Source organism: Streptomyces lacrimifluminis, from assembly GCF_014646095.1.
GTDB lineage: Bacteria > Actinomycetota > Actinomycetes > Streptomycetales > Streptomycetaceae > Streptomyces > Streptomyces lacrimifluminis.
In genome coordinates this window covers 256,221-280,786 of record NZ_BMMU01000006.1, presented here as the reverse complement: position 1 = coordinate 280,786, position 24,566 = coordinate 256,221, and the positions used below count along the sequence as shown (strand labels likewise).

Genomic DNA, 24,566 nt, shown 5'->3' with positions numbered 1-24,566 from the left:
TTGAGCACACGGGACTGGCTACCGATCGCGGCCAGGACCACGCAAACCATGGCGATCAAGGATGCGGACGGCCGTCACCCTGAACCGCTCCGGGACAGTCCTGAGCCTCCACCAATCCCGGAGCGGTTCAGTTCAACTCAGACCGGGCCTGGTCCTGCGACAGCCTTGCCCGTCTCTCTGTCGGCCCACAGCGTCTTCCGTGCGCATTTGCGGTCATTGGCCTACGCCGCGAGCGCTCAGCTGTGAAAATGTTGGCGGGCAGCTTCGCACAGTAGGGGGTCAGGTGCCGCGTCAGTTGAACGAGCGTCAACTGCAGGTGCTGCGGTGGGTCGGGCAAGGCTGCCCTGAGGGTATTTGGCGGGGAGAGGCGCACAAGCTCAGCTGCCAGGCGTTACAGAGCCGAGGACTGGTCAAAGTCTCCAAGGGGAAAGGGAAATGGTCCGCGACTCTCACGACCGCCGGCCAGCATTTCCTCGACCACGGTAGCCATCCTCCCGACAAATCTCGTGCCACAGGCACCGCTCCCGTGCGGAAAGCTGCCACGCAGCCGACAGTCGCCTCCGGCGGGAAGAAATCTGGCCACCAGGTGGCCACGCCACCATCGCCACAGCCATCGAGCCCCAACTCCGGATCCCGAAAAGGGAAGAAGACCGTCACGGAGCAGCTCCTGGAAGAGCTTGCGGAGGCGGGCGGCCGGATCGTCAAACGGGAAGCCAACGCCCGGGAGACCGAGAAATGGCCGATCCGTGTCGCCGCTGCACGGAGATCGAGGAAGATCCCAAAGACCAAAGAGCTGCACGGAGGCTGGTGCCGTGACGGCTATGAAATCCGACTCGTCGACACGCCCGCCTGGCGCTTGGCCACCCTGACACCCGTTCCGGTACCGGCACGACTCGTGCAGCCGCATCCAGTCGTGAAATCCCTGCAAGGACTCTCTCATCCGATGGGGCTGACCAAGTGCGTGCAGAAGCGGGCCTTCCGACTCATCCATGCCTTGCTCACCGCAACACAGAAGGCGGGGCACACCGCCGCAATCGGTAACGCGAATGCAGCACCGCTACCGCATCGTCGGCGAAGCGGCCCACCTCACTTCACCATTACGGCGCAGGGCCAGACATGCGAACTCCGCGTCCTGCAGGAACAGGACCGGGTCGAGCACGTCCCCACACAGAAGGAAATCGCGGACGCGCAGAAGCACTCGTGGGTCAGCATCCCTCGCCACGACTACTCCCCCGCCGACCGCCTGCGAATCTGTGTCAGCGGTGGGCTGCACCACCGGGCCGGCGAGTGGGCCGACACGGCCGCACGCCCTCTCGAGGACCAGCTCGCCGAAATCGTGCAGGAGATCGGCCTTCGCGGACAGGCCGCCGAACGCAAGCGTCTGGCGGACCTGGAGGCAGCACAGCAGAAGCGCCTGCGATGGGAGGCCGCCAAGCGTCAGGCCATGACCGAATACGCAGAGGCATACCGTGTCCGCCACCTCGAAGCACAGCACGCGGCGTGGCAGCGTACAGCGGGCCTCGTCGAATACGTCGACGCACTCCGACTTCACGCAGAAAGCGTGCCGCCCGGGCCGGCCAAGGAGGAAGCCGAGGCATGGATCGCGTGGACCGAGAGCCACGTACAACGCCTGAACCCGCTCAACGGATCACCCTTGCTACCCGAAATCCCCGAGCCTCGCACCGAAGACCTCCAGCCGTTCATGCACGGCTGGAGCCCCTACGGACCCACCTGAGCACCCACGCCGCCAGACTCCCGGTGCCGGCGACGGGTGACCCAGCCGCCGCCCAAACGAGATACAGACGGCGAGAGCACGGCCCCGCGAACCGTGCCCCTCTTGCCTCCGCGTCTCACAAATCTGTCACGAACTGGATCGACGCCACCGATCCTCTACGCTCTGACCTGGCCTTTCGTGGACCCGCATGCTCTCACTGGACCGGTATGGACGGCATTTCCAACCTGTGCCAGGTAGTACCGAGGGACGGTCCCAAGATCAGGACCGGAGCCTCTTCTGGCCCGTCAAAGCGGTATTGCAGGGTTTCGACGTTCGTCTCACTCACCCGCTCACGCTCCCACATCTCACACTTTCTTCAGGAGCGGGGGTGGAGACGCTCGCCAGACCTCCCCATGCGTCCGCCGCCGGACGAAGATCCTCCACATCCGGCTCCACATACCAGCGCTTCGTGGTCCGAACGTCGGTGTGCCCGGCCCACCGGGCAAGAAGGTGATGCGGCACCCCGTTGTTCGCGAGGTACGTGAAACAACTCGCGCGAGCGTCGTACAAGCGGACCCGGCGCAGCCCGTTCTCGTCCACAACACGTAGCGCCTCCCTGACCGGATCGGGCAGAGGAAGCTGCCGCTCAACGGCGCGAGACTTCGTGTCCTTCTCCACCACGGTCCTGTTCCCCACCAGGGTCCGCGTGTTCGCAATGATCAGCGTGGCCCTGCCCAGGTGGACATCGGCCCAGCGCCTGTCACAGATCTCCGCCGGCCGCAGGCCCATCAGGGACAGAAGGAAACGCCGAGGACGCTTCCGCAGCCGCCGGTACGGCTCGTATCCGGGCCGGGTGCTCCTGCGGCCGGATATCCCACCACCACGCGAGCAGGCCCTCACCTCCCGCATCGCCCACCTCGACACCCGCCTTCCGACCGCCCCATGGCCCGGCATGGCTTCCCCTCGGGGCAGCGTTGCCATCCTGGCTGTGGCCATGCGGATGGTCTGGGGCGGGAGCCGACGGGACTGCGTCAGGAGGGGGGAGTCCTCGTCAGGCGATCCGCCGGTGGGCGGGCGGCCTTTCGAACCCGCGTATGCGCTCCAGCAGTTCCTATGTTTCTACGGGGGGTAGTTCCTCGTTTTCGGATCGGTCATCGCCCGCATCGCGCACGAGTTTTACTGGATGCGGTAGTCCACTCGTCTCATCAGTGGACACGGCTGCGGCGAGCAGAGCGTCGACGCGAGCGCGGTGACGGCGGGGTGTCGCACCAGGCGCAGCGACACCCCGACTCGGCGGCGACCTCGTCATGGGCACGGCGTGCAGGCCGTCTCGGGTGGCCACGCGGACAGCCGTCGAGGAGCTGGGCTCGGCACTGTCAGAGGCGGGCGAACTGCGCGGCGCCGAACGAGACGTCGAAACGGTCGCACCAGATGCTCACGCTGCTGTAGCTCGACGGATCGACGTCCCTGGGCAGGGCGTAGTTCTGGCTTCCCCTGTTGCCCTTGAGCTTGCCGAGGCTGACGTACTTCCCGTCGTCGAAGAGATGCCACCCGGCCCGCCCCTCCTTCACCGGTGCGTCGGTCAGCCAGACACGCAGGTCCGGCCCGTTGCTGGTGTCGAGGTTCTCCAGCCGGACCACATGGGAGCCGTCGGCCAGCCGTACGAGCTTCACCGTGCCCGATGTCGCGTGCTCGTGGCTGATCAGCTCACCACTCGCCAGCGTCTGCGGGCCGGGGGCCGAGCGCTGCTCGGAGGGCTCGGCCGAGGGCTTCACCGCAGGATCCGAAGGCGTCACAGCAGGATCCGAGGGTGTCACAGCAGGAGGAGCGGAAGTCTCCATCACCCCGGGCAGGGCCTCCTCGACGGTCTTGTCCTGCCACAGTTTCCACGGCTGGAACCAGTACAGCCCGAAGCCGGCCCCGCCGACCGACATCACCAGCACCGCGATGACCAACGGCCTGGTCAGTACCTTCCGCACGCGCCCCATCCCTGCCTCGATTCCTGGGAGTTCTCTTGTCTCCCCATTCAACGGAGACGGGCAGCCGTCCCGTACCCCTCAGGTGATGACGGAATCCTTACGCCGCACCCCGCGCACGGCTGGGAGCAGTCGAGATGCCGACGGAGTTCGCATCGCGGCAGGCGGCATCGGCCGACGGCTTGCCGGGGACGAGTCAGTGGTCACGTACGGCACATGTCCTTGAGCCCGGTGCCTGGGCGCCGGGCCGGAGGCGAGCCGCCGAGAACCCCCGGTTCCCGGTCCGGCCCAGCGGTGCTCGGGGTTGTCCGCGCCCCGACGGTCTTCAGCCCATCGGAGAGCTTCGCGTGGAACAGCTCCTGCAACGTCTTCCGGTCGCTCGCCCGTGCGGTGCCGACAGCCTGGGCGGCCTTGACGACGTTTTCGACGGTCTTGTTGACCTTCGCGAAGAACGAGATCCGGATGTCGCCAACCTGCTCGTCCCCCCGTCCTGGCCCGCGACCGCCTGGCCATGGCCGACCTCGTCGCCGCCACTCTCGGCCCGCTCACCACGGCCCGCGGTGGCGCCCAGCTCCTCCTCGACACCCTCACCGCCTGCTTCCACTCCGGCTGTGTCGCCGCCGAGGCCACCCGCCGCCTCGCCCCCCAGCGTGCGCGCCCGTGCCTACCGCCTCGAACGCATCCACAAACTCACCGGCGCCGATCCTGCCCACCGCTACATGCCCCCAGACCGCCGTGATCGGCGCGCGGCTGCTGGACCGGCCCGCAACGACCTCTGACACTAGGCACCCCCCACAGCGGACGGGCCCACGGCGCAAGCGACGACCGCGCAGCCGCTCCCGTGTCCCGGCGCTGACCACGGACCACACCATCGGCTGCCACGGCCGCCACCAGGTGTTCGTCAACAGCGCATGCACAAACCACACCGAACCAGCTGATGTCCATGCCTCTTCGGACGCACCACGACCTGGCCAGCCTGCCGAGAGCCTGCTGAGGATGGCTTCAACAGGCCGGTCAAGAGCCATACTTGCCCTTGCGGGGGACCGTCCCGTGGTGGCTTCGCAGAGGAGAGGCAACAATCCGGTGAGCAGTGACAGCCAGGGAGTGAGGAAGGCCGAGGTACGGCTCAAGTGGGATCCGAGTCCCTTGCATCAGCCGCCTCACCATCTCGACATCATCACCACGACCTACTCGACGGACGCCCCCTACGGGCGGCCTGTGTACGTCGTCCACTTCGACAGCCGCTCACCGGACGGCACCATCAACATGAGCCGGCACAGCCAGACCGGTCAGGGCTTCGGCTACGTCGAAGTGATGACCCTGGAGCTCGATCGCCTCGCTTCCTCCATCGCACGGGTGGTCGTGGGCGTGGCGATCCACCAGAACAGCGGCCCCAAGACATTCGGCGAACTGTCGAACGCCGGGGTGCTGGTGGTCGACGGGTACAAGGAGCTTCTGAAGGACGACTTCGCACAGGTCTCCGGATCCACCGCGTTGACGGTCGCCGAGTTCACCCGGGACGCTTCCGGGGCCTGGGAGTTCCACGAGATGCTCCGTGGGTTCGACAGCGACCCTGTGATCTTCACCTCGGAGATGGGCTGCGCCCCACAGCCCTGATGGGGGAACAGTGCAGAGGTGTACGGCGACCGCAGGCGCCCCCGAAGTCGTCCCGATCGTCGCCCGCCGCTGCTCGTCCGGCTCTGATGACCGGTCGTAGGCGCGCACCGTGTCCTCGGCCCTTCGGCGCCCCCTCCGACCCCGCACCCGGCTCGGCGCGCAGGCCGTGATCGCCCTGCCCCTCAACCACCTGCTGCCGACCGGCTGTGCCGGGCCCGCCACGCTCCCGTCCGGCAGATCGCTTCACCCTCCAGTCACGTGATCGTCCGCTCGGCGGCGGGGAAGCAGGCCGGCTTCGCCGGTGGGGGCGCTTCTCCCGGTCCCCCAGGCGAGCAGCGCGAAGCCCAGGGCGAAGCCGAGCATCGTCCATACGCCGCGTGGCCAGAAAATGTGGCTGTCGACGAAGGACGGCCAGCTCACCGCTCGGACCATTTCGCGTCGAGGTCCGCCGGCTACCTGGACGACGGGGCGGGCACCGACCGTACGCACACCGAGGACGCGTACGGCACAAGCGCACCCCTGTACGGGCATACCGGGCGAGCTGGTCAGGGCCCGACCCCCGCTCCACCCGCCGACCGCCTCGGCCGCGCCGTGATGACCTGGCTGGTTGGGCAGCCAGTGGATCACCTCGGCCGGCTCTCCGGTAACGTCGGAATATGAGTCATCCACATCCCGAACTGAAAGCCGCCCCTCCCCTGCCTGAAGGAGGGCTGAGGGTCGTCGCCCTGGGCGGTCTGGGTGAGATCGGCCGCAACATGACCGTCTTCGAGCATGCCGGCAAGCTGCTCATCGTCGACTGCGGCGTGCTGTTCCCCGAAGAGACCCAGCCCGGCGTCGACGTGATCCTGCCGGACTTCACCTCGATCCGCGATCGTCTGGACGACATCGTGGCCCTGGTGCTCACCCATGGCCACGAGGACCACATCGGTGCCGTGCCGTATCTCCTGCGAGAGCGCTCCGACATCCCTGTCGTGGGCTCGAAGCTGACACTGGCGTTCCTGGAGGCCAAGCTCAAGGAGCACGGAATCCGGCCGCGCGCGGTGCGGGTACGTGAGGGCGACCGGCGCGGTTTCGGCCCCTTCAACTGCGAGTTCGTGGCGGTCAACCACTCCATTCCGGACAGTCTCGCGGTCGCCATCCGTACCGGGGCCGGCATGGTGCTGCACACCGGGGACTTCAAGATGGACCAGTTCCCGCTGGACGACCGCATCACCGACCTGCGCGCCTTCGCCCGCCTCGGCGAGGAGGGCGTCGACCTCTTCCTCACCGACTCCACCAACGCCGAAGTCCCCGGCTTCACCACCTCCGAACGCGAACTGAACCCGGCGATCGAGCAGGTGATGCGTACCGCCCCGCGCCGGGTGATCGTCTCCAGCTTCGCCAGCCATGTGCACCGCATCCAGCAGGTCCTGGACGCCGCGCACCAGCACGGCCGCAAGGTCGCCTTCGTGGGCCGTTCCATGGTCCGCAACATGGGCATCGCCCGCGACCTCGGGTACCTGAAGGTTCCCAGCGGCCTGGTCGTGAGCACCAAGGAGATGGAGAAGATGGCGGACCACAAGATCGCCCTGGTCTGCACGGGATCCCAGGGCGAGCCGATGGCCGCTCTGTCCCGGATGGCCAACCGCGACCATGTGATCCGCATCGGCAAGGGCGACACCGTCCTGCTCGCCAGTTCCCTGATCCCCGGCAACGAGAACGCCATCTACCGGGTGATCAACGGGCTGACCCGGTGGGGCGCCCATGTCGTCCACAAGGGCAACGCCAAGGTGCACGTCTCCGGGCACGCCAGCGCCGGCGAGCTCGTGTACTGCTACAACATCGTCAAGCCCCGCAACGTCATGCCCGTGCACGGCGAATGGCGCCACCTGCGGGCCAACGCCGACCTGGCCATCCGTACGGGAGTCGATCCCGAGCGGGTCGTCATCGCCGAGGACGGCGTCGTCGTCGACCTCGTGGACGGGCGGGCGTCGATCACCGGCAAGGTCCCCGCGGGCAACGTCTACGTGGACGGCATGGAGGTCGGTGGCGCCACCGAGGCGTCCCTGAAGGACCGGGTCACCCTCGCGGAGGAAGGCGTGGTCACCGTGGTGGCGATCGTCGACGCCGACACGGGTGCCCTTGCCGAGACTCCCGACTTCCTGGCCCGCGGGTTCGTCCACGACGACACCACGTTCGAACCGGTCATCCCGGTCATCGAGAAGACTCTGGCGACCGCGGCCCAGGAAGGCGTCGGCGACGCACGCCAGCTGGAACAGCTCCTCGCCCGTGCCGTGGCGAACTGGGCCTACCGTACCCACCGCCGCAGGCCTCTCATCATCCCCGTCATCATCGACGCCTGACCGGCGGTTCCCTTCCGCTCCCCCGTCCCCGTCCTGCCTGCCGGCGGGGCGGGGACGGTTTCGCAACTCCGTCCGCGCCTGCGCGGAGCGGCGTCCAGGCACCGGTACCGGGCACAGGTTCCGGGCACCGACGGTGCGTCAGAAAGGTAAACGGATGAGTGCGCGTTTCGAGGAGATCGACTGGCGTCCGACGCCGATGGGCGACATCAGCCTGCGGCGCCGACGCGACCCGGTGTCGGGCACCGATGTGTACGAGGTCAAGCTCGGCGACGAGTTCCTGATGTCCAGCCTCTTCACGGCCGGCGAGATCGCACTCGCGGAACTGGGGCTGGCGAAACTGCCCGGCACCGACCTGGACGTCGCGGTCGGCGGACTCGGACTCGGGTACACCGCCCAGGCTGTGCTGGACGATCCCCGGGTGCGCTCGCTGGCCGTGATCGACACGCTCGCCGAAGTCATCGACTGGCATCAGCGCGGCCTGGTCCCTCTTGGCACCCGGCTGTCCTCGGACGCCCGGTGCCGCCTGGTCCAGGGCGACTTCTTCGCGATGGCGGCCGATTCGAGCGGTCTGGACCCGAGGGAGCCGGGCCGCCGCTTCCACGCCGTTCTGCTGGATGTCGACCACTCGCCGCGCCATGTGCTCCACCCGCGTCACGCGGCGCTCTACCAGCCTGCCGGGCTCCGCGCGCTCAGCGAGCACCTCCACCCCGCCGGGGTCTTCGCCCTGTGGTCGAACGACCCGCCGGACGAACAGTTCACCTCCGCACTCACCGAGGTCTTCCCGCAGTCGGCGGCGCATGTAGTCGACTTCGACAATCCCCTGCAGGGCGGCACCTCGACCAACACCGTCTACGTGGCCGTCACAGCCCCGGGCCCGTCGTAGGAACGGGTCCCGCCGGGCGGCGGCGATCAGGTCCTCGGTGTCGGTGAAGACACGGTTGGGCACGCTGCCGAAGCCCACGGCCGGCATGTCGGCCGGTGTGTCGTGCGCTCGCAGCATGCTGCGAGCGCACAAATAGCCGAGACGGTGAACACCACGGTGAACTCCCTCCGGGCGCACAAGGCGTCCCGGATACGGGTAAGGACACGGTCCGAGGCACGCGTGTGCGTCTCCCCGACGACGAGTTCCTCGGCGTGGTCGGTGCCATGGGCGCGCTGCGTCCCGGTGGCCGGAGCGACGCTCGTCCCCGGTGGTGGGGAGCCTGGTCCCGGACGACCCGACCGCCCCGGTCAGGGTTCCGTCGGGTTGCCGAGGCCGGTGAGGGCGCCGACCGGATCCAGGTCGGGGGTGCCGCGGGGCCACCAGTCGTCGTGGCCCGGTTCGGACTCGTACGCGTACCAGAGGCCGTCTCGGCCCAGGCGAAGCTGTATGTGGCCGCGCGGGTGGGTGAGGTGGTTGCGCCGGGGTCTGAAGGCGGGGAGATCGGCGGCGAGGAGGAGGGGGCGGGCGCGGTCGAACCGTCCCGCCGGCGGGTCCCAGGCCTCTTCGAGGACCGCGAGTCCGTCGAGTCCGCCCTGCCGCCAGGCGGCCACCGCACGGGCCAGATCCGCCGGGGTGCGGTCGGCCGCTCTGGCGAGCGAGGAGTAGAGGGCGCGGGTGCCGGCGGTGAGGCCGGAGCCGGGGCGGGCGGCGGCGAGACGTACGGCGTCCTGCCACAGGGTCAGCTCACCGACCGGGTCGTGGCCGCTGGTGAGCAGTGTGTGGGCGCGGGCGGCGGCGTCCGTCGCGAGCTGGTCCAGCGCGAAGGGGTCCGGGCCACCAGGGGACGCCGGGTAGGCCGGGGGCGGCTCCGGGTGCGGGCGGGGAGGCAGCGGGGCCGGGAGGGGCGGGAGGGAGCGTGGGGCGAGCGCGTCGGAGGCCCGGACCCCGGGGAAGGACCCCGGCTGCTGCTCCTGAGCGGCACGGGCGGCGCGGGCGGCGTTGCGCCGGGACAACTCGTCGAGCACCTCCCGCTCGCCCCGGCCCCGCAGGAGGAGCAGGACGAAGGGGTCGGCGTCGAGGAGACGGGCGGTCTGGTAGCAGAGGGCGGCGGCGTGTTTGCACGGGTGTCCGGAGTCGGGGCAGCTGCACAGGGGGTCGAGGTCGCCGGGGCCCGGCAGCAGTGGAACCCCGCAGTCGGCGAGGGACTGCGGCATCTCCTTGTCGAGCAGCGCGGCGATGTGCCCGGGCCGCTCCACGGCGGCGTCCAGGAACCGCTCCCACTCCTGGTCGCCGAGGGTGCGCAGCCGCACCTGGACGCGGTACGGACGCGGCCGGGAGCCCTGCACATAGGCGAGGACGAGCCCCGGTGTCACGGTGATGGCATCGACATGCCCCTTGGCGGCGTACCCGCGCCCCCGCACCAGCCGGGCGGCGTCCAGCGCGCCCTCCTCCAGGGCGGCCACCCAGGCGTTCCCCCACCAGCTCTCCGCGAAGCCGGCGTGCTGGGACGACGCCTCCCGGTTCGCCGAGGCCGGCAGAGCGGGGAAGGTCCGGCGCAGCTCACCGTCACGGCCGGGGGCGGCCATGGAGGACGACGGGGAGGCGAGGCGTGAAGTGGCGGGGGGAGCCTCGGCGGGCGGCGCCGCCTGCCTGAACCTGGCAGTGGTCCGGGTGTTTCGGGTGTCCGGGGTGCCCGCGGTGTGCCGGGTGTCCCACGGCCCGCTGCCTGGTGCCGCCGCCGGAGCCACGGCGCCCACGGCGCCGCCTCGCGGGACCGGCGTGGCAACGGCACGCAGGACGTCCCCGACGGTCACCGGTGGCGACGGATCCGTGTACGGCCCCTCGTCCCGGGTCTCCGGCTCCCGCACCGGAACCGGCGGGGAGTCGTCGGTGGGCAACTCGAAGGATCCGGCGAGCAGTTCCCGTACGTCACGTCTCCGGTCCCCGGCGCTCCGGTCACGTGGGTCCTGCCCTGGCACGGGTCGGACGGGCCGCCGGGTGGTCTCGGCCGCCGACGTCTCCGCGTCCGGGCGGGCCCGCCGTGCCTCCCCGCGCGCGGCACGCAGAGCCTCGCGGGCGATGTCCCCGGGGCGCCCGCCCTTGCGGTCCCCGGTGTCGGTACACGCCGTCGGAGCCTCACGGACCTCCGGGCCGGTCACGTCCGCCACCTCTGGCTGAGCGACCTGGTCCCCGGTCGGCGTCACCGCGCCGCGCAGAGCGGCACGAGCCGCGTCTGACGGCCGGGATTCCCGCGCCGCTGCCTGAACCGTGCCGGATGTCCCGGTCGTCTCCTGGCCCGCGCGCTCCCGCGCCGCCCGCAACGCCCTGCGCGCGGCGTCGGCGGGCCGGTCCGGCTCGGCCTCGCCCGACAGGGGGCGCCCGGCCGACGCCGGCTCCTCCCCCACCGTGCCGTGCTCCTCCCCTCGCTCCCGGTGCTCCTCCGGCGCCATCACACCGCCCCCCTCAGGGAGACCAGGTCGGACAGTGCCCGGTCCGTCAGTTCCGTGAAGGACGACTCGCCGGAGGTGAGGATCGCGTCGGCCAGGGCGCGCTTGGACTCCAGCATCTCGGCGATGCGGTCCTCGACCGTGCCCTCGGTGATCAGGCGGTGGACCTGGACCGGCTGGGTCTGGCCGATGCGGTAGGCACGGTCCGTCGCCTGTTCCTCGACCGCGGGGTTCCACCAGCGGTCGAAGTGGATGACGTGGCCCGCGCGCGTGAGGTTCAGGCCGGTCCCTGCGGCCTTGAGGGAGAGGATCAGGATCGGGGTCGCGCCGCTCTGGAAGCGGTCCACCATGCGTTCCCTCTCGGCGACCGGGGTGCCGCCGTGGAGCAGTTCCACCGGGACCGCGCGGGCCACGAGGTGGGCCGTGATCAGGCGGGCCATCCCCACGTACTGCGTGAAGACCAGGGCCGAGCCGTCCTCGGCGAGCAGGGTGTCCAACAGCTCGTCCAGCAGGGCGAGTTTGCCGGAGCGGGCGGCCAGTCGGTCCCCTGCGGCGGGTCCGGGGGCAGCTTCCTTCAGGTACAGGGCGGGGTGGTCGCAGATCTGCTTGAGGGAGGTCAGCAGCTTCAGCACCAGGCCCCGGCGGGCGATGCCGTCCGCCGACTCGATGGCGAGCAGCGACTCGCGTACGACCGCCTCGTACAGCGCGGCCTGCTCTCGGGTCAGGGGGACCGGGTGGTCCGTCTCCGTCTTCGGCGGCAGTTCGGGGACGATGCCCGGGTCGGACTTCTTGCGGCGCAGCAGGAACGGGCGGACCAGGCGGGCGAGCCGGGCCACCGCCTCCTCGTCCTCACCGGTCTCCACCGCGCGCGCGTGCCGGGCGCGGAAGGACTTGAGGGGTCCCAGGAGGCCCGGGGTGGTCCAGTCGAGCAGGGCCCAGAGTTCGGAGAGGTTGTTCTCCACGGGGGTGCCGGTGAGCGCCACGCGCGCGGGGGTCGGAATCGTGCGCAGTGCCTTCGCCGTCGCCGAGTACGGGTTCTTGACGTGCTGCGCCTCGTCCGCGACGACCATCCCCCACGGCTGCTCGGCCAGCCGGGGCGCCGTCGACCGCATGGTGCCGTACGTCGTGAGGACGAAGCCGCCCGTCATGTCCTCCAGGGTGCGGTCGGGGCCGTGGTAGCGGCGGACGGGGACGCCGGGCGCGAACTTGTTGATCTCGCGCTGCCAGTTGCCCAGCAGGGAGGCCGGGCAGACCACCAGCGTCGGTTCGCTGCGGGCCCGCCGCAGATGCAGGGCGATGACGGTGATCGTCTTGCCGAGCCCCATGTCGTCGGCGAGGCAGCCGCCGAGGCCGAGGGAGGTCATCAGGTCCAGCCAGGCCAGCCCCCGGAGCTGGTAGTCGCGCAGGCGGGCCTGGAGTCCCGGCGGCGGTTCCACGGGGACGATGCCCGCCGTCAGCCGGTCACGCAGGGCCGCCAGCGCGCCGACCGGGACCGCCTCGACGCTCTCGCCGTCGACCTCCACGCGGCCGGTGAGTGCCGCGGAGAGTGCGTCGACCGGGTCGAGCAGGCCCAGTTCGCGCTTACGGGCCTTGCGGACGAGGGCGGGGTCGACGAGCACCCACTGGTCCTTGAGGCGTACGACGGGACGGTGGGCCTCCGCCAGCACGTCCATCTCGGCCTCGGTGAGCGGATCTCCGCCGAGCGCCAACTGCCAGCGGAACTGCAGGAGTTCCTCGCTCTCGAAGAAGCCGGTGCCGTCCTTCGCCGAACCGGGCGCCGGACGGACGACCGCCTGGGCGGTCAGGTCCTGGGCAAGATCGCGGGGCCAGTGCACGGCGACGCCGGCGGCGGCGAGCCGGGTGGCGGCGACCCCGAGCAGGTCGTACAGCTCCTCTTCGGAGAGAGCCAGGGCGTCGGGCGCGTCCTGCTCGGTGAGGCGGTCGAGCGGGGGCCAGACGCGGGCCGCGCGGCGCACCGCCAGGGCTGCGTCCACGCGGGCGCGTGCTCCGAAGGCCGCGTCCGCGGTGCCCGCCCACAGGGTCGCCGCGTCGGTCACCAGGGTGGGGTCGGCGAGGCTGTGCACCTGGACGATCGCCGCGCCCGCGGAGCGCACCCGGTCGGGGTCGTCGAACAGGTCGTACGCCGACAGGTCGAGGCGGAGCGAGATCCGCACGCCCGCGTCCATGCCGGCGGCGACCTCCGCCGCCCAGTCGTGGGCGTCCGGCAGCCGCTGGGCCGGGCGCGCGGCGAAGGGCATTCCCGCGGCGTACGGAGCCGCCGGGGTGCGTGGCAGGGTGTCCGCGACGGCGTCCAGGAAGGCCCGCAGCAGCGCCTCCGGCTCGGGCAGCAGCAGGGGGCCGGGGCCGGGCAGGGGCACCGCGTGGCCGTCGTGGGGCAGGGCGGCGGCGATGGCCCTGAGGTGGGCGATGTCGTCGGGGTCCAGCGGGCCCGCTCGCCAGGCGTCGTGGCCCGCGGGGGTGAGCCCGGGCAGCAGCCTGCCGCGGGCCGTGAGCCGCAGGGCGTGCAGCGCGGCGGCGCCCCAGCAGGCAGTGGCGGGGTGGGCTGCGGGGTCGCGGCGGGCCCGCACGAGCAGCGGCAGCGCCGCGTCGACGGGCAGCGTCAGCGCGGGGGTGGTCCGGCGGCGGACACCGGCGCCGTGCCGTCGTACGACCGTCAGTTCCGTGTGGCTCCCGCCCTCACCCGGCAGACCCGTGTCCCCCGTCGGGTCCCAGAAGGCGACGCGGCCCTCGCGCGGGAGCGGGGCGGGGAGGAAGACGGCAGCGAGCCGCACGGACACGTCCGCGACCGCTGTCGCCGACGGCTGGTCGCTCATACGTATGTCACCTCCCGCCCTCGTGTCGTGTCCGTCGAGTCGGACGTCTTCGACTGTACGGGCGGGGTCTGACAATCGGTCCCGGATACGGGCGGAAGCGCGTCGCGCGGCCGGTCAGGGGGTCGTGCGCGAGACGACGTACACCATGTAGTGGTTGGGGTGCGACCGCTTCACGACGATGTGCTGCGTGGGTGCCGGGTTCTTCTGCTGGTGGGCGAGCCCCCACCACTGGCCCGGCTCCTTGAACTCCCATCCGACGATCTTCTGGTCACGGGCGCTGATGGGGAACTGGTCCTTCTTCAGGCTGGTGCGGGGGACACCCATGGCCTTGAAGAAGTGGTCAAGACCCGCGTTCGTGGTCATGAACTGGACGTACAGGCGGCTGGTACGCCAGTTGTTCGTCTCGTAGTACGCGACCTTCGTCGACAGGATTCCCTTGCCGTCGGCCTGGCGCGGGACGGGCACCTCGTAGATGTGGCGCTGGACCTTGGACGGCCAGGCCTCGGTGAGGCCGCGCGCCGCCCACTTCCGTTCCTTGTCCTTGCCGCTGTCGCGGCTCTGGTTGGCGGAGATCACCAGATAGCCGGCCGGGACACCGATGAGCAGCACGATGATCAGCAGGGTCAGGGCGCGGCGGCGGATCCTGTGGCCGCGGTCCTCGGGCGGGCCGGGCGGCTCGTCCGGAGGCACGGCCTGGCGGGGCGGGGAGGCGGTCACAGCGGCCCCTGGGTGGTACGGCGGGTCTCGACGAACTTCTCGTAGCGCTCGTACCGCTCGACGCGGCGCCGGTTGGCGCGCCGGAAGCGGCGGGCGACCAGACGGGCGAGGTCGGCGGCGCCCACCATGCCGGCCTCGGGGCCGAGTTGGGCGCGCGCGATGCGGGCCTCGGGGCGGTAGCCGCGGCCGGTGAGATGGCGGCGGAAGGCCTCCCGGGCGGGGCCGATCAGCAGGTCGTCGGCCGCGGAGACGCCGCCGCCGATGACGAAGCAGGAGGGGTCCAGTGCGGCGGCCAGGTTGGCGATGCCCACGCCGAGCCACTGGCCGATGTCCTGGAGCAGTTCGATGCACATCGCGTCGCCCTCGCGGGCCAGCTCGGTGATCATCGGTCCGGTGATCTCGGAGATGTCACCCTTGACGTGCTCGATGATCCCGTACGCCACCGGGGAGTCCGCGGCGGCGAGTTCACGGGCCTCACGAACCAGTGCGTTGCCCGAGCTGTACTGCTCCCAGCAGCCGCGGTTGCCGCAGGGGCAGCGGTGGCCGCCGGGCACGACCTGCATGTGGCCGAACTCGCCGGCCACGCCGAACTTGCCCCGCTTGACCTGGCCGTCCTCCAGGATGGCGCCGCCGATCCCGGTGCCGAGCGTGATCATGACGAGGTGGTCCTCGCCCCGGCCCGCGCCGAAGCGCCATTCGGCCCAGGCCGCGGTGTTGGCGTCGTTGTCCACCAGGACGGGCACGGCGAGGCGGCCGGAGATACGGTCCCTCAGAGGCTCGTTGCGCCACGACAGGTGGGGGGCGAACAGGACCCGGTTGCGGTCGGCGTCCACCCAGCCGGCCGCGCCGATGCCGACCGCGTGCACGTCGTGCCGGTCGGACAGGTCCAGGACCAGTTCGACGATGGTGTCCTCGACGACCTTGGGGCTCTTGGACTTGTCGGGCGTCTCGGTGCGGAGCTTCTCCAGGATGTTGCCGTCGGCGTCGACCACTCCGGCCATCACCTTCGTGCCGCCGATGTCGATGCCGACGGTGGGTACGCGGGGGGCCGTGAGGTGGGAACGGCGCTCACGCGTGCCGACGGTGCGCAGGGCGGGGGCTCTGCGGGAGCCGATGGGGGCGCTGCCCTCTCGGGCGGAGGCGGCCAGTGCCCTGGGGAGTGCGAGGTCGCGGTAGCTGCTCATCGGGAGTGATTCTGCCTCACCGGCAGGGCGGGTGCGTTGCGGGGCAGCAAGGGGGCGGTGCGGTTGTCTGCCGGGTGCGGGTGGAGTGTGGTTGCGCGCGCAGTTCCCCGCGCCCTAGGGGACGGGACTCGTCCCTTCCCTCTAGGGGCGTACCAGGAGTTGAAACTCGAACGAATAGCGCGTCGGGCGGTAGGTGTGGGTGCCGAATTCGACGGCGCGGCCCGTGTCGTCGAAGGTCGTGCGCTGCATCGTGAGCAGGGGGGCGCCCTCGCGTTCGGTGAGGCGTTCCGCCTCCTCGGCCATGGCTCCGCGCGCGCCGATCGACTGCCGGGCACTGTGCAGGGTGATCCCGGCGGCGCGCATCAGGCGGTACAGCCCGGTGGCCTCCAGCTGGCCGGTGTCCAGGTCGAACAGGCCGGGCGGCAGATAGTTGCAGAGGTACGCCATCGGCTCGCCGTGCGCCATCCGCAGCCGTTCCACGTGGTGTACGTCGCTGCCCTCGGCCACGTTGAGTGCGGCGGCGACCTCGGCGGAGGCCGGCACGACCGTGTTGACGAGGACCTTGGTCGCGGGGCGCTGGCCCGCCGCCTCCAGGTCGTCGTACAGGCTGCTCAGTTCCAGGGGGCGCTTGACCTGGCTGTGCACGACCTGTGTGCCGACACCCCGGCGGCGTACGAGCAGGCCCTTGTCCACGAGGGACTGGATGGCCTGGCGCACGGTGGGGCGGGACAGGCCGAGCCGCCCGGCCAGCTCTATCTCGTTGCCCAGCAGGCTGCCGGGAGTGAGTGCTCCGTGCTCGATCGCGGCTTCGAGCTGCTGGGACAGCTGGAAGTACAGCGGTACCGGACTGCTCCGGTCCACACTGAGCTCCAGCGGCACTGTCGGATCCACATCTGGTTTCGGCACGGCCCGAGCGTAGCTCCGGGGACTGTTGACGGGAAGTCGTGTAGTTCGGTTGTCCGGACATACGCATTGACAGCGCGCCTGGTCGGACCCCAGTTTGGTTCTCATGCGCATCGGAGTCATCGGGACGGGCCGCATCGGTACATTCCACGCGAACACCCTCAGCCGCCACCGCGAGGTAGGGGGCTCTCTCATCGTCACGGACGCGGACAGCGGGCGGGCACAGGATCTCGCACACCGCTTAGGAGCCACGGCCGCACCGGGTGTCGACGAGATCTTCACCTGGGGCGTGGACGCCGTGGTGATCACAGCCGCCACCTCGGCCCACGCCGAACTGATCGGTCGGGCAGCACGCTCGGGCCTCCCGGTGTTCTGCGAGAAGCCCATAGCGCTCGACCTGCCTGCCACCCTGGCCGCGATCGCCGAGGTGGAGGCGGCCGGCACCATCCTCCAGATGGGCTTCCAGCGCCGCTTCGACACCGGCTACACGGGTGCCCGCGAGACCGTGCGGTCCGGGAAGCTCGGGCGGCTGCACACCGTCCGCATGATGACGTCGGACCAGACGCCCCCACCGCCCGAGTACCTGCCGCTGTCCGGCGGGCTGTACCGGGACACCCTGATCCACGACTTCGACATCCTGCGCTGGGTGACGGGGCACGAGATCGTCGAGGTGTACGCGACCGGGTCGGACGCCGGGCCCTCGATGTTCCGCGACGCGGGCGACATCGGCACGGCCGCCGCGGTCCTCACCCTGGACGACGGCACGCTCGCGACGGCGACGGCGACGCGTATGAACGGCGCGGGCTACGACGTCCGCATGGAGCTGGCCGGGGAGCTGGACCAGATCGGCGTCGGCCTGGACGACCGTACGCCCATCGCGTCCACCGAACCGGCCGGGCCGCCGGCCGCGAGCAAGCCCTGGACCGGCTTCCTGGAACGCTTCGGCCCTGCCTACGAGGCCGAGCTGTCGGCCTTCGTCGAGGTGGTGCGCGGCGAACGCGCCAACCCGTGCGACGGCCGCGAGGCCCTCCAGGCCCTGCGCGTCGCCGAGGCCTGCGAGCTGTCCAGACGGGAGCGCAGGCCCGTCCACCTCGCGGAGATTCAGGGCGGGTGGAGCTGAGAGCCGGGGAGGGCGGCGGCTGACGCCCGGTCCGTGACGTTCCGGGCCGGCCGGCCACCACCGCACCGGGAGACTCCGCACCCCGCGCATCCATCCCCGGGAGCCGGGCAGGCGGGCCGGGGCACGGTCCGGCAGGGGCGGCGAGCGCCGCGCGCGCCTCTGCGTGGCCGGTGACGAGCCAGGTGGCGTGGCGCGCGTCCGGGCGGTGTCCGAGTGCGGCAGCCGTACCCGGTGCGCACGGGGCCGTGGGCGCGCAGACGTGCGTACACCGGATGCGGGTCATCCTGGGTTCGTCCTGATCCTGTCGCCGAACCCGACGACGGAACCTAGTGCCCGTCCTGCCCGTTGTCCTCCAGGATTCCGGCGTCGTACGCCAACAGGGCGATCTGTACTCGGTTGTTGAGGTCCAGCTTGGCGAGGATGCGGGAGACGTGTGTCTTGACGGTGGCGACGCTCATGAACAGGGCGGCGGCGATCTCCGCGTTCGAACTGCCCTGGCCGACGGCGACCGCGACCTCGCGTTCCCGGTCGTTGAGCGCGCCGATCCGCTCCCGGGCGCCGGACCGCCGGGTGTCGGCCGTGCCGCCCGCCGCGTGCGCCATCAACTGGCGGGTGACCGCGGGCGACAGCACGGGGTCACCGGCCGCGACACGGCGTACCGCGGCGAGGATCTCGGCGGGTGGGGTGTCCTTGAGGACGAAGCCGGCGGCGCCCGCGCGCAGGGCGCGCAGTACCTGGTCGTCGGCGTGGAAGGTGGTGAGGACCACGACCTGCGGGGCGTCCTTGAGGGCCCGCAGGCGTTCGGTCGCGGCGAGGCCGTCCACCGTCGGCATCCGGATGTCCATGAGCACGACGTCCGGGTCGGTGCGGCCGACGAGCGCCTCGACCTCGCTGCCGTCGGCGGCCTCGCCGACGATCTCGATGTCGTCGGCGCCGCCCATCATGAAGGACAGGCCTGCCCTTACCAGGGGGTCGTCGTCGACGAGGAGCAGTCTGATCACGGTCATGGCCCTACGTAATCACGGTTGTGCGGCGCCCGGACGTACACGGCCGGCTCGCGGGCTACATTGCGGACCTGAACTCCCGTGAAATGAGGGGCCTTTCGTGCGCTACCGACTGCTGGGCCGGACCGGTCTACGTGTCTCCGAGCTCTTTCTGGGAGCCATGACCTTCGGTGACCAGGGCGGGGTGGGGGCGCCCAAAGGGGAGTGCGCGCGCATCCTCGACGCGTACGAGGACGCCGGCGGGAATGTCGTCGACACCGCGATCAACTACCGCGGTGGGGCGAGCGAGACGATCCTGGGCGAACTCCTCCGGGGGCGGCGCGACCGGCTCGTGCTGTCCACGAAGTACACGATCTCGCGTGACGGCGCCGATCCCAACGCCGCGGGCAACCACCGCAAGAACCTCACACTGTCCCTGGAGACGAGCCTGCGCCGGCTCGGCACGGACTACGTCGACGTCTACTGGGTGCACATCTGGGACCGTGCCACGCCCGTCGAGGAGACCATGCGCGCCCTCGACGACGCCGTGCGCTCCGGGAAGGTGCTCTACGTCGGTATCTCGGACGCCCCGGCCTGGGTGGTGTCCCGGGCCAACACCCTGGCGGAGTGGCGGGGTTGGTCGCAGTTCGCCGCGCTCCAGGTGCCGTACAGCCTGCTCGACCGGGACATCGAACGCGAACTGCTGCCGATGGCCGAGGCGTTCGGAATGTCGGTGGCGGCCTGGAGTCCGCTGCAGAACGGCATCCTGTCCGGCAAGTACACCCGCGCGCGTGGCATCGCCCCCGACGAGTCGGTACGGCTGTCCGCGGACGCGATCGGCGAGCGCGAGCACGCGGTGGCGCGGGCGGTGCAGTCGGCGGCGGACGAACTCGGCGCGTCCCCGGCGCAGGTGGCCATCGCGTGGACCATGGCGCACTCCCCCGCCGTGCATCCGATCGTGGGCGCGCGCCGGGTCGAGCAGCTCACGGACAATCTCGGCGCGGCCGAACTGACGCTCCCCGCCGACCTGGTGGCGAAACTGGACGAGACCACCGGATTCCGGCCGGGCTTCCCGACCGAGTTCATCGAGGACACCTCGGCCTGGGTGTACGGGGAGGCGGGACAACGCGTGGTGCCGCGCACGGTACGCGCCTGAAAGCGCCCTCGTCCTCGTCCTCGTAGAGGTGCCGTCAGGCACCCCACGGCAGCCAGGCCCGGACGACGAATCCCCCGGCCCCGCCTGCGTCCTCGTCTCCGCCCTCGTCGGCCTGCGCGCCGTGCTCCAGCCGACCGCCCGCCAGCGTCGCGCGCTCGGTCAGCCCGATGAGGCCCTGTCCGGAGCCGGGGACGTGCGGAACCTCCCCCGGGGGCGCGGGATTGCGCACGGAGACGGTCAGGCCGTCGCCCGGGGCGCCTGCGAGGGACACCGTGACCTCGGCGCCCGGGGCGTGCTTGCGTGCGTTCGTGAGGCCCTCCTGGACGATCCGGTAGGCGGTGCGGCCGATGGAGGCGGGGACGGCGGCCGGTGCCGTCACGCGGCTGTCCAGCAGGATCTTCATGCCGGCCTCGCGGGATTCGGTGACCAGGGTGTCGAGCGCGGCCAGCGTGGGCTGCGGGCGTCCCGCCTCCTCCGCGTCGCCGGTCCGCAGGACGCCGATGATCTCCCGCAGGTCCTGGAGGGCGTCGTGCGCGCTCTCCCGGATGACCCCGGCGGCCCGCGCGACCTCCGCTCGGGGCGCGTCGGGCCGGAACTCCAGGGCGCCCGCGTGGACGCTCAGCAGGGTGAGCCGATGGGCGAGCACATCGTGCATCTCGCGCGCGATGGCCTCGCGGGCGAGCCGCTGGGCCTGCTCCGCGCGCAGCACCGCCTCCGTCTCGGCCCGCCGCAGCCGGTCCCGCAGGCTCAGCATCAGCTGCCGCTTGGACCGCACGAACATGCCCCAGCCGACCGCGGTCGCGGTCAGCAGGGCGCTGAGGACCACCGAGACGAAGTACGGCAGGTCAGGGTCGGGGCGAAGCCAGTAGAAGAGCGGCATCACCACGACGGAGGCACCGCCGACCAGGCCGACGTACCGGAAGGGGCGATGCACGGCCAGGGAGAACAGGGCGACCAGGCCGGCGCCGCCCGCGGTGGTCGACACGAGGCTGACCGCGAGCATCGCTACCGCGAGGCCGAGCGGCCGGCGGCGCCGCAGCCATACCGCGGCGCAGGAAAGGGCGCCGAGCCACTGGTCGGCGACGACAAGGGCGTGGGGGGTGTTCGGGTCGTCGGCCAGCGCCTCGGCGCCCAGCACGCCGATGAGGACGGCCAGCAGGAAGCAGGTGAAGTCGACGACCCAGTCGCGCGCGGTACGCCGGGGCCGTGCGGACCTTCCGAACCACCCGGCCCGCTCCCGCGCGGAGCCGGAACCTGGAGGGGAACCAGGGTCGGAACCGGGGTCGTGATCGAGTTCGTCGAGCACGGCCGACGGGAAGAGCCACCGCCGCCCCGGGAACGCCGTCGGGACCTCGGGAACGGATGTCGGTCTGTCACCACTCACGGTCGACAAATCTACGCAGAGATGGCCTGGGCCACCCCCGCCTCGTCGTGACCGTCGACCAAAGTCGCGCCGCCGAAGACTTTCGGCTCCGTCTCCGGGCGCGACCGGCGACTTCGGGGGAAGACGCCTCGCCCTGCGGCCGATGGAGGCGAGGAGTCCGCGGACCGAGGATCCCGGTATGAAGCAGTTACTGGAAATCGCCGGTTTTCTCGCCCTGGTGCAGGGCGTCGCAGGCCTGCTGCACGAGTTCACCGCCCTGCACTGGGGCCTCGTACAGAAGCTCGGTCTTCTCGACGGTCACGAGATCTACGCGAGCGTCACGCTGCTCGTGCTGTCGTTCGCGCTGTTCGCCGCCGCCGAGAGCCGGAAGCACGGGTGACCGAGGCCGCGTCCCGGTCCGCCCGGCGGGCGGGACACGGCATGGTCATGCACTCCCGCCCCCACCGCATCACCATCGCATCCCCGGCGGAGCCCACCTCAGCCCCCGAGCCCTCGATGCCGAGCCGCCAGTTCCCCCGCCCCCTCCTCCGTCAGGGAGCCGAACAGCCGCAGCCGTGAGATCCCGCCGTCCGGATAGATGTCCACGCGCGCGTGCGTGCCCGTCGCCGGGGTCGGCAGGACGAATCGGTGGTTCGTGTCGGGCTGGAGGCGGGTGCGCGGGAGGATCTCCGTCCACTCAGCGTGCTCGCCGTCCCGGAGGGACACCGTCGCCCAGCCCGCGCTGTTCCCCTTCAGATACGCCGTGTCGATCTCGACGGCCCGGATCTCCGACCGGGCCACCAGCCGGTAGCGGATCCAGTCGTCGCCCTGGTCACGGCGGCGACGTGTCTCCCAGCCGTCGTCCATCTTGCGGGAGCGCCCCGGCTGGATGGTGTTCGACGCCGGTGAGTAGAAGAGGTTGGACGCGTCCTCGGCCCGGCCGCCGTTCTCCAGGGCGACCACGTCGAAGGTGCCCAGCGCCGCCAGCCACTCCGGGTCCGGGACGACCTCGCCGTACACCCGCAGGCGCGCGATCCCCCCGTCGGGATGCTGGTTCACCCGCAGGTGCGTGAAACGCTGTTCGAGGGACACCTCGAAGCCGTTCGCCGCATGGCCGCCCACCTTCGTGCGCGGCACCAGCGTCGTCCACTTCACGTCGTCCGCCAGCAGTTCCTCGGGGGACGGGCAGCCGGGCACCGACACGCCCTCCACCGACACGGCCTGCGGATAGTTGCCGCGGAAGTGGGCGGTGTCGACCACGACGCCGCGTACGACGCCCGGCGCGCCGAGCCGTACCAGCGCCCAGTCGTGGTCCTCCGCGGTCGGCCACGGGTGCTCGGCGGACGCGCCACGCCGGCGCCGGGTCTCCCAGCCGTCCATGATCTTGCCCTTGTGTCCGAAGTGCTCGGGCACGAACTCGGCGGGCTCGGGCACGAGCATGTTCTCGCGGTCGGCGAAGAACTCGTCGTTGGCGGCGATCACCCCGGCCCCGAGGCGGCGGTCGGCGAGGTTGGCGTGCTGGGCGAAGGGGAAGTCCGCGGTGCGGTAGTCCGCGTACGGGTCACCGCCTCCATAGGGGTTCGCGTCGCCGGTGAAGCTCGGAATCGCGGTCACGGTGATCGGATCTGCCTTTCGGGGTCGGCGCTGCGGGTGCCGGGAAACGGAGAAGAGGAGGGAAAAGAGAGGGGCGTATCAGGGCGTGCGGGTGAGGAGTTGCCCCTTCGGTTCGGTGAACTCGCCCTCCACCACGATCCGTTCGCCGCGCAACCACGTCGACCTGACGACACCGCTGAGGGTCCTGCCCGCGTACGCCGTCACGCGGTTGCGGTGTTGCAGGGCGGCCGGGTCCACGGTGAACGTCTCGTCCGGCGCGAGCACGGCGAAGTCGGCGTCCCGGCCTGCCTCGATGGCGCCCTTGCGTGCGCCGAGGCCCACCAGGGCGGCCGTACGCGTGGACATCCAGCGCACGACGTCCTCCAGGGAGTGGCCCCTCTTCCGTGCCTCGGTCCACACCGCGGCGAGGCTCAGCTGGAGACCGGAGATGCCACCCCACGCCGTGGCGAAGTCGGCGGTCTTGAGGTCGGCGGTGGACGGTGAGTGGTCGGTGACGACGCAGTCGATCGTGCCGTCGGCCAGCGCCTGCCACAGCAGGTCCTGGTTGGCGGCCTCCCGGATGGGCGGGCAGCACTTGAACTCGCTTGCCCCGTCCGGGACTTCCTCGGCGGTGAGGGTCAGATAGTGCGGACACGTCTCCACCGTGATCCGCACCCTCTCCGCCTTCGCCGCCGCGATCAGCGGCAGCGCGTCGCTCGACGACAGGTGCAGGACGTGCACGCGCGCTTCCAGACGCTTCGCCTGCTCGATCAGGTCGGCGATCGCCCTGTCCTCCGCGCCGCGGGGGCGCGAGGCGAGGAAGTGGGCGTACTCGGGGCCGCCCCGCTGCGGCGCCGAGTCGAGGTGGTGCGGGTCCTCGGCGTGCACGATGAGCAGTCCGTCGAAGCCGGCGATCTCGGCCATCGACCGGGCGAGCCGCTCCTGGTCGAGGTGGGGGAACTCGTCCACGCCGGACGGCGACAGGAATGCCTTGAAGCCGAAGACACCGGCGTCGTGCAGGGGGCGCAGGTCCTTGACGTTGTCGGGCAGCGCGCCGCCCCAGAAGCCGACGTCGATGTGCGCCTTGCGGGCGGCCACCTCCCGCTTCGTACGGAGATGGCCGACCGTCGTGGTCGGCGGGAGGGAGTTGAGGGGCATGTCGACGAGGGTGGTGATGCCGCCGGCCGCCGCGGCACGCGTGGCGGTCCAGAAGCCCTCCCACTCCGTACGCCCGGGGTCGTTGACGTGCACATGGGTGTCGACCAGCCCCGGCAGCAGGACGTCGTCACCGAAGTCCTCCAGGCGCGCGCCGGGCGGTACGTCGGCCTCGTACGGGAGTACGGCCGCGATCCGGCCGCCGGCAACCGCGACGGTGGCCGCACGCGTCCCCTCGGGCGTGATGACACGCGTCGACCGCAGCACCAGTTCGATGTCGGACACCCGGACCCCTTTCTGTCACCTCTGTCACCGAATCCCGCCGTTAACTTCCACGTAACGGAATTCAACTTTCTGTTGAAGGAGTCTTCACCGACGGCCTCGCACCGTCAAGAGCCACCCTGCCGACCCGCCCGGCCCGACGCCAACCGGGGCGGCAACCTGGATGTTTCCACAAGACGGAATTAGAGTTCCGGAAAACAGAACGTAGCCATACGCCAGCAGACCGTCAAGCGACCGCCCGGTAGGCTGCACCATCGC

General features: G+C 71.0%; 18 protein-coding genes and 2 pseudogenes. 8 read left to right on the top strand and 12 right to left on the bottom strand.

Annotated features, from left to right (window positions below):
- The first annotated feature begins 295 nt into the window (after positions 1 to 295).
- Positions 296 to 1,735, top strand: a complete 1,440-nt coding sequence (locus IEY89_RS12650; RefSeq protein ID WP_229695180.1) for a hypothetical protein — start codon at positions 296 to 298, stop codon at positions 1,733 to 1,735.
- Between the two features lie 321 nt (positions 1,736 to 2,056).
- On the opposite strand, the pseudogene IEY89_RS42300 reads toward IEY89_RS12650, so the two are convergent.
- Both IEY89_RS42300 and IEY89_RS12645 read right to left on the bottom strand, forming a co-directional pair.
- A pseudogene (locus IEY89_RS42300) lies at positions 2,057 to 2,518 on the bottom strand (site-specific integrase); the annotation flags it as partial.
- Between the two features lie 572 nt (positions 2,519 to 3,090).
- A complete protein-coding gene (locus tag IEY89_RS12645) occupies positions 3,091 to 3,702 on the bottom strand; it encodes a DM13 domain-containing protein (protein WP_189147447.1) in 612 nt (203 codons plus the stop codon).
- A gap of 472 nt (positions 3,703 to 4,174) precedes the next feature.
- Here IEY89_RS12645 and IEY89_RS40585 point away from each other — a divergent pair.
- Positions 4,175 to 4,458, top strand: a pseudogene (locus tag IEY89_RS40585) (helix-turn-helix domain-containing protein); the annotation flags it as partial.
- Between the two features lie 315 nt (positions 4,459 to 4,773).
- A complete protein-coding gene (locus IEY89_RS12640; RefSeq protein WP_189147446.1) occupies positions 4,774 to 5,307 on the top strand; it encodes a TerD family protein in 534 nt (177 codons plus the stop codon).
- Between the two features lie 243 nt (positions 5,308 to 5,550).
- On the opposite strand, the gene IEY89_RS12635 is transcribed toward IEY89_RS12640, so the two are convergent.
- Positions 5,551 to 5,976 (bottom strand): hypothetical protein, encoded by a 426-nt coding sequence (locus IEY89_RS12635; RefSeq protein ID WP_189147496.1) that lies wholly within the window; start codon positions 5,974 to 5,976, stop codon positions 5,551 to 5,553.
- Here IEY89_RS12635 and IEY89_RS12630 point away from each other — a divergent pair.
- Together IEY89_RS12630 and IEY89_RS12625 are read left to right on the top strand one after the other, a co-directional pair.
- On the top strand, positions 5,964 to 7,649 hold the full coding sequence (locus IEY89_RS12630) for a ribonuclease J (RefSeq protein WP_189147445.1): 1,686 nt from the start codon (positions 5,964 to 5,966) through the stop codon (positions 7,647 to 7,649). The genes IEY89_RS12635 and IEY89_RS12630 overlap by 13 nt on opposite strands.
- 154 nt (positions 7,650 to 7,803) lie before the next feature.
- Positions 7,804 to 8,532 (top strand): polyamine aminopropyltransferase, encoded by a 729-nt coding sequence (locus tag IEY89_RS12625; RefSeq protein WP_189147444.1) that lies wholly within the window; start codon positions 7,804 to 7,806, stop codon positions 8,530 to 8,532.
- A gap of 347 nt (positions 8,533 to 8,879) precedes the next feature.
- Here the strand turns inward: IEY89_RS12625 and IEY89_RS12620 are convergent, their stop codons facing one another.
- The 5 genes from IEY89_RS12620 to IEY89_RS12600 form a co-directional block, all read right to left on the bottom strand.
- Positions 8,880 to 11,021 (bottom strand): SWIM zinc finger family protein, encoded by a 2,142-nt coding sequence (locus tag IEY89_RS12620; protein ID WP_189147491.1) that lies wholly within the window; start codon positions 11,019 to 11,021, stop codon positions 8,880 to 8,882.
- The gene (locus tag IEY89_RS12615) at positions 11,021 to 13,852 is read right to left on the bottom strand and encodes an SCO1167/SCO6262 family helicase (RefSeq protein ID WP_189147443.1); all 2,832 of its coding nucleotides are present in this window, start codon (positions 13,850 to 13,852) and stop codon (positions 11,021 to 11,023) included. The genes IEY89_RS12620 and IEY89_RS12615 overlap by 1 nt, the downstream gene beginning before the upstream one ends.
- A 114-nt stretch (positions 13,853 to 13,966) precedes the next feature.
- A complete protein-coding gene (locus IEY89_RS12610; protein WP_189147442.1) occupies positions 13,967 to 14,569 on the bottom strand; it encodes a sugar kinase in 603 nt (200 codons plus the stop codon).
- Positions 14,566 to 15,753, bottom strand: coding sequence for an ROK family glucokinase (locus IEY89_RS12605; protein ID WP_189147441.1), 1,188 nt, complete (start codon positions 15,751 to 15,753; stop codon positions 14,566 to 14,568). The genes IEY89_RS12610 and IEY89_RS12605 overlap by 4 nt, the downstream gene beginning before the upstream one ends.
- Before the next feature lie 141 nt (positions 15,754 to 15,894).
- A complete protein-coding gene (locus IEY89_RS12600; protein WP_189147490.1) occupies positions 15,895 to 16,632 on the bottom strand; it encodes a GntR family transcriptional regulator in 738 nt (245 codons plus the stop codon).
- A 130-nt stretch (positions 16,633 to 16,762) separates the two neighbouring features.
- Here IEY89_RS12600 and IEY89_RS12595 point away from each other — a divergent pair, with 130 nt between their 5' ends.
- A complete protein-coding gene (locus IEY89_RS12595; RefSeq protein WP_189147440.1) occupies positions 16,763 to 17,776 on the top strand; it encodes a Gfo/Idh/MocA family protein in 1,014 nt (337 codons plus the stop codon).
- A gap of 326 nt (positions 17,777 to 18,102) precedes the next feature.
- On the opposite strand, the gene IEY89_RS12590 is transcribed toward IEY89_RS12595, so the two are convergent.
- Complete coding sequence (locus IEY89_RS12590; RefSeq protein ID WP_189147439.1) at positions 18,103 to 18,783, bottom strand: response regulator; 681 nt, start codon at positions 18,781 to 18,783, stop codon at positions 18,103 to 18,105.
- A gap of 97 nt (positions 18,784 to 18,880) precedes the next feature.
- On the opposite strand from IEY89_RS12590, the gene IEY89_RS12585 reads away from it, so the two are divergent.
- A complete protein-coding gene (locus IEY89_RS12585) occupies positions 18,881 to 19,915 on the top strand; it encodes an aldo/keto reductase (RefSeq protein WP_189147438.1) in 1,035 nt (344 codons plus the stop codon).
- Between the two features lie 34 nt (positions 19,916 to 19,949).
- Here the strand turns inward: IEY89_RS12585 and IEY89_RS12580 are convergent, their stop codons facing one another.
- Positions 19,950 to 21,299 carry a sensor histidine kinase gene (locus IEY89_RS12580; protein WP_308437432.1) on the bottom strand — a complete coding sequence of 450 codons (1,350 nt, stop codon included), beginning with the start codon at positions 21,297 to 21,299 and terminating at the stop codon, positions 19,950 to 19,952.
- A gap of 178 nt (positions 21,300 to 21,477) precedes the next feature.
- Here IEY89_RS12580 and IEY89_RS12575 point away from each other — a divergent pair, with 178 nt between their 5' ends.
- Complete coding sequence (locus tag IEY89_RS12575) at positions 21,478 to 21,678, top strand: hypothetical protein (RefSeq protein ID WP_189147436.1); 201 nt, start codon at positions 21,478 to 21,480, stop codon at positions 21,676 to 21,678.
- Positions 21,679 to 21,776: 98 nt separating this feature from the next.
- Here IEY89_RS12575 and alc read toward each other — a convergent pair whose 3' ends face one another.
- Together alc and allB are read right to left on the bottom strand one after the other, a co-directional pair.
- The gene (alc, locus tag IEY89_RS12570; protein ID WP_189147435.1) at positions 21,777 to 22,892 is read right to left on the bottom strand and encodes an allantoicase; all 1,116 of its coding nucleotides are present in this window, start codon (positions 22,890 to 22,892) and stop codon (positions 21,777 to 21,779) included.
- 78 nt (positions 22,893 to 22,970) lie between these two features.
- The gene (gene allB, locus IEY89_RS12565; RefSeq protein WP_189147434.1) at positions 22,971 to 24,311 is read right to left on the bottom strand and encodes an allantoinase AllB; all 1,341 of its coding nucleotides are present in this window, start codon (positions 24,309 to 24,311) and stop codon (positions 22,971 to 22,973) included.
- Positions 24,312 to 24,566: the final 255 nt, after the last annotated feature.

What these genes read in the sequence shown, in the direction of transcription:
- IEY89_RS12625 (WP_189147444.1), top strand. Translation starts at nt 7,804, where the DNA reads ATGAGTGCGCGTTTCGAGGAGATCGACTGGCGTCCGACGCCGATGGGC.
- IEY89_RS12590 (WP_189147439.1), bottom strand. Translation starts at nt 18,783, where the DNA reads ATGACCGTGATCAGACTGCTCCTCGTCGACGACGACCCCCTGGTAAGG.
- IEY89_RS12605 (WP_189147441.1), bottom strand. Translation starts at nt 15,753, where the DNA reads ATGAGCAGCTACCGCGACCTCGCACTCCCCAGGGCACTGGCCGCCTCC.
- IEY89_RS12575 (WP_189147436.1), top strand. Translation starts at nt 21,478, where the DNA reads ATGAAGCAGTTACTGGAAATCGCCGGTTTTCTCGCCCTGGTGCAGGGC.
- IEY89_RS12620 (WP_189147491.1), bottom strand. Translation starts at nt 11,021, where the DNA reads ATGGCGCCGGAGGAGCACCGGGAGCGAGGGGAGGAGCACGGCACGGTG.
- IEY89_RS12595 (WP_189147440.1), top strand. Translation starts at nt 16,763, where the DNA reads ATGCGCATCGGAGTCATCGGGACGGGCCGCATCGGTACATTCCACGCG.
- IEY89_RS12615 (WP_189147443.1), bottom strand. Translation starts at nt 13,852, where the DNA reads ATGAGCGACCAGCCGTCGGCGACAGCGGTCGCGGACGTGTCCGTGCGG.
- IEY89_RS12645 (WP_189147447.1), bottom strand. Translation starts at nt 3,702, where the DNA reads ATGGGGCGCGTGCGGAAGGTACTGACCAGGCCGTTGGTCATCGCGGTG.
- IEY89_RS12630 (WP_189147445.1), top strand. Translation starts at nt 5,964, where the DNA reads ATGAGTCATCCACATCCCGAACTGAAAGCCGCCCCTCCCCTGCCTGAA.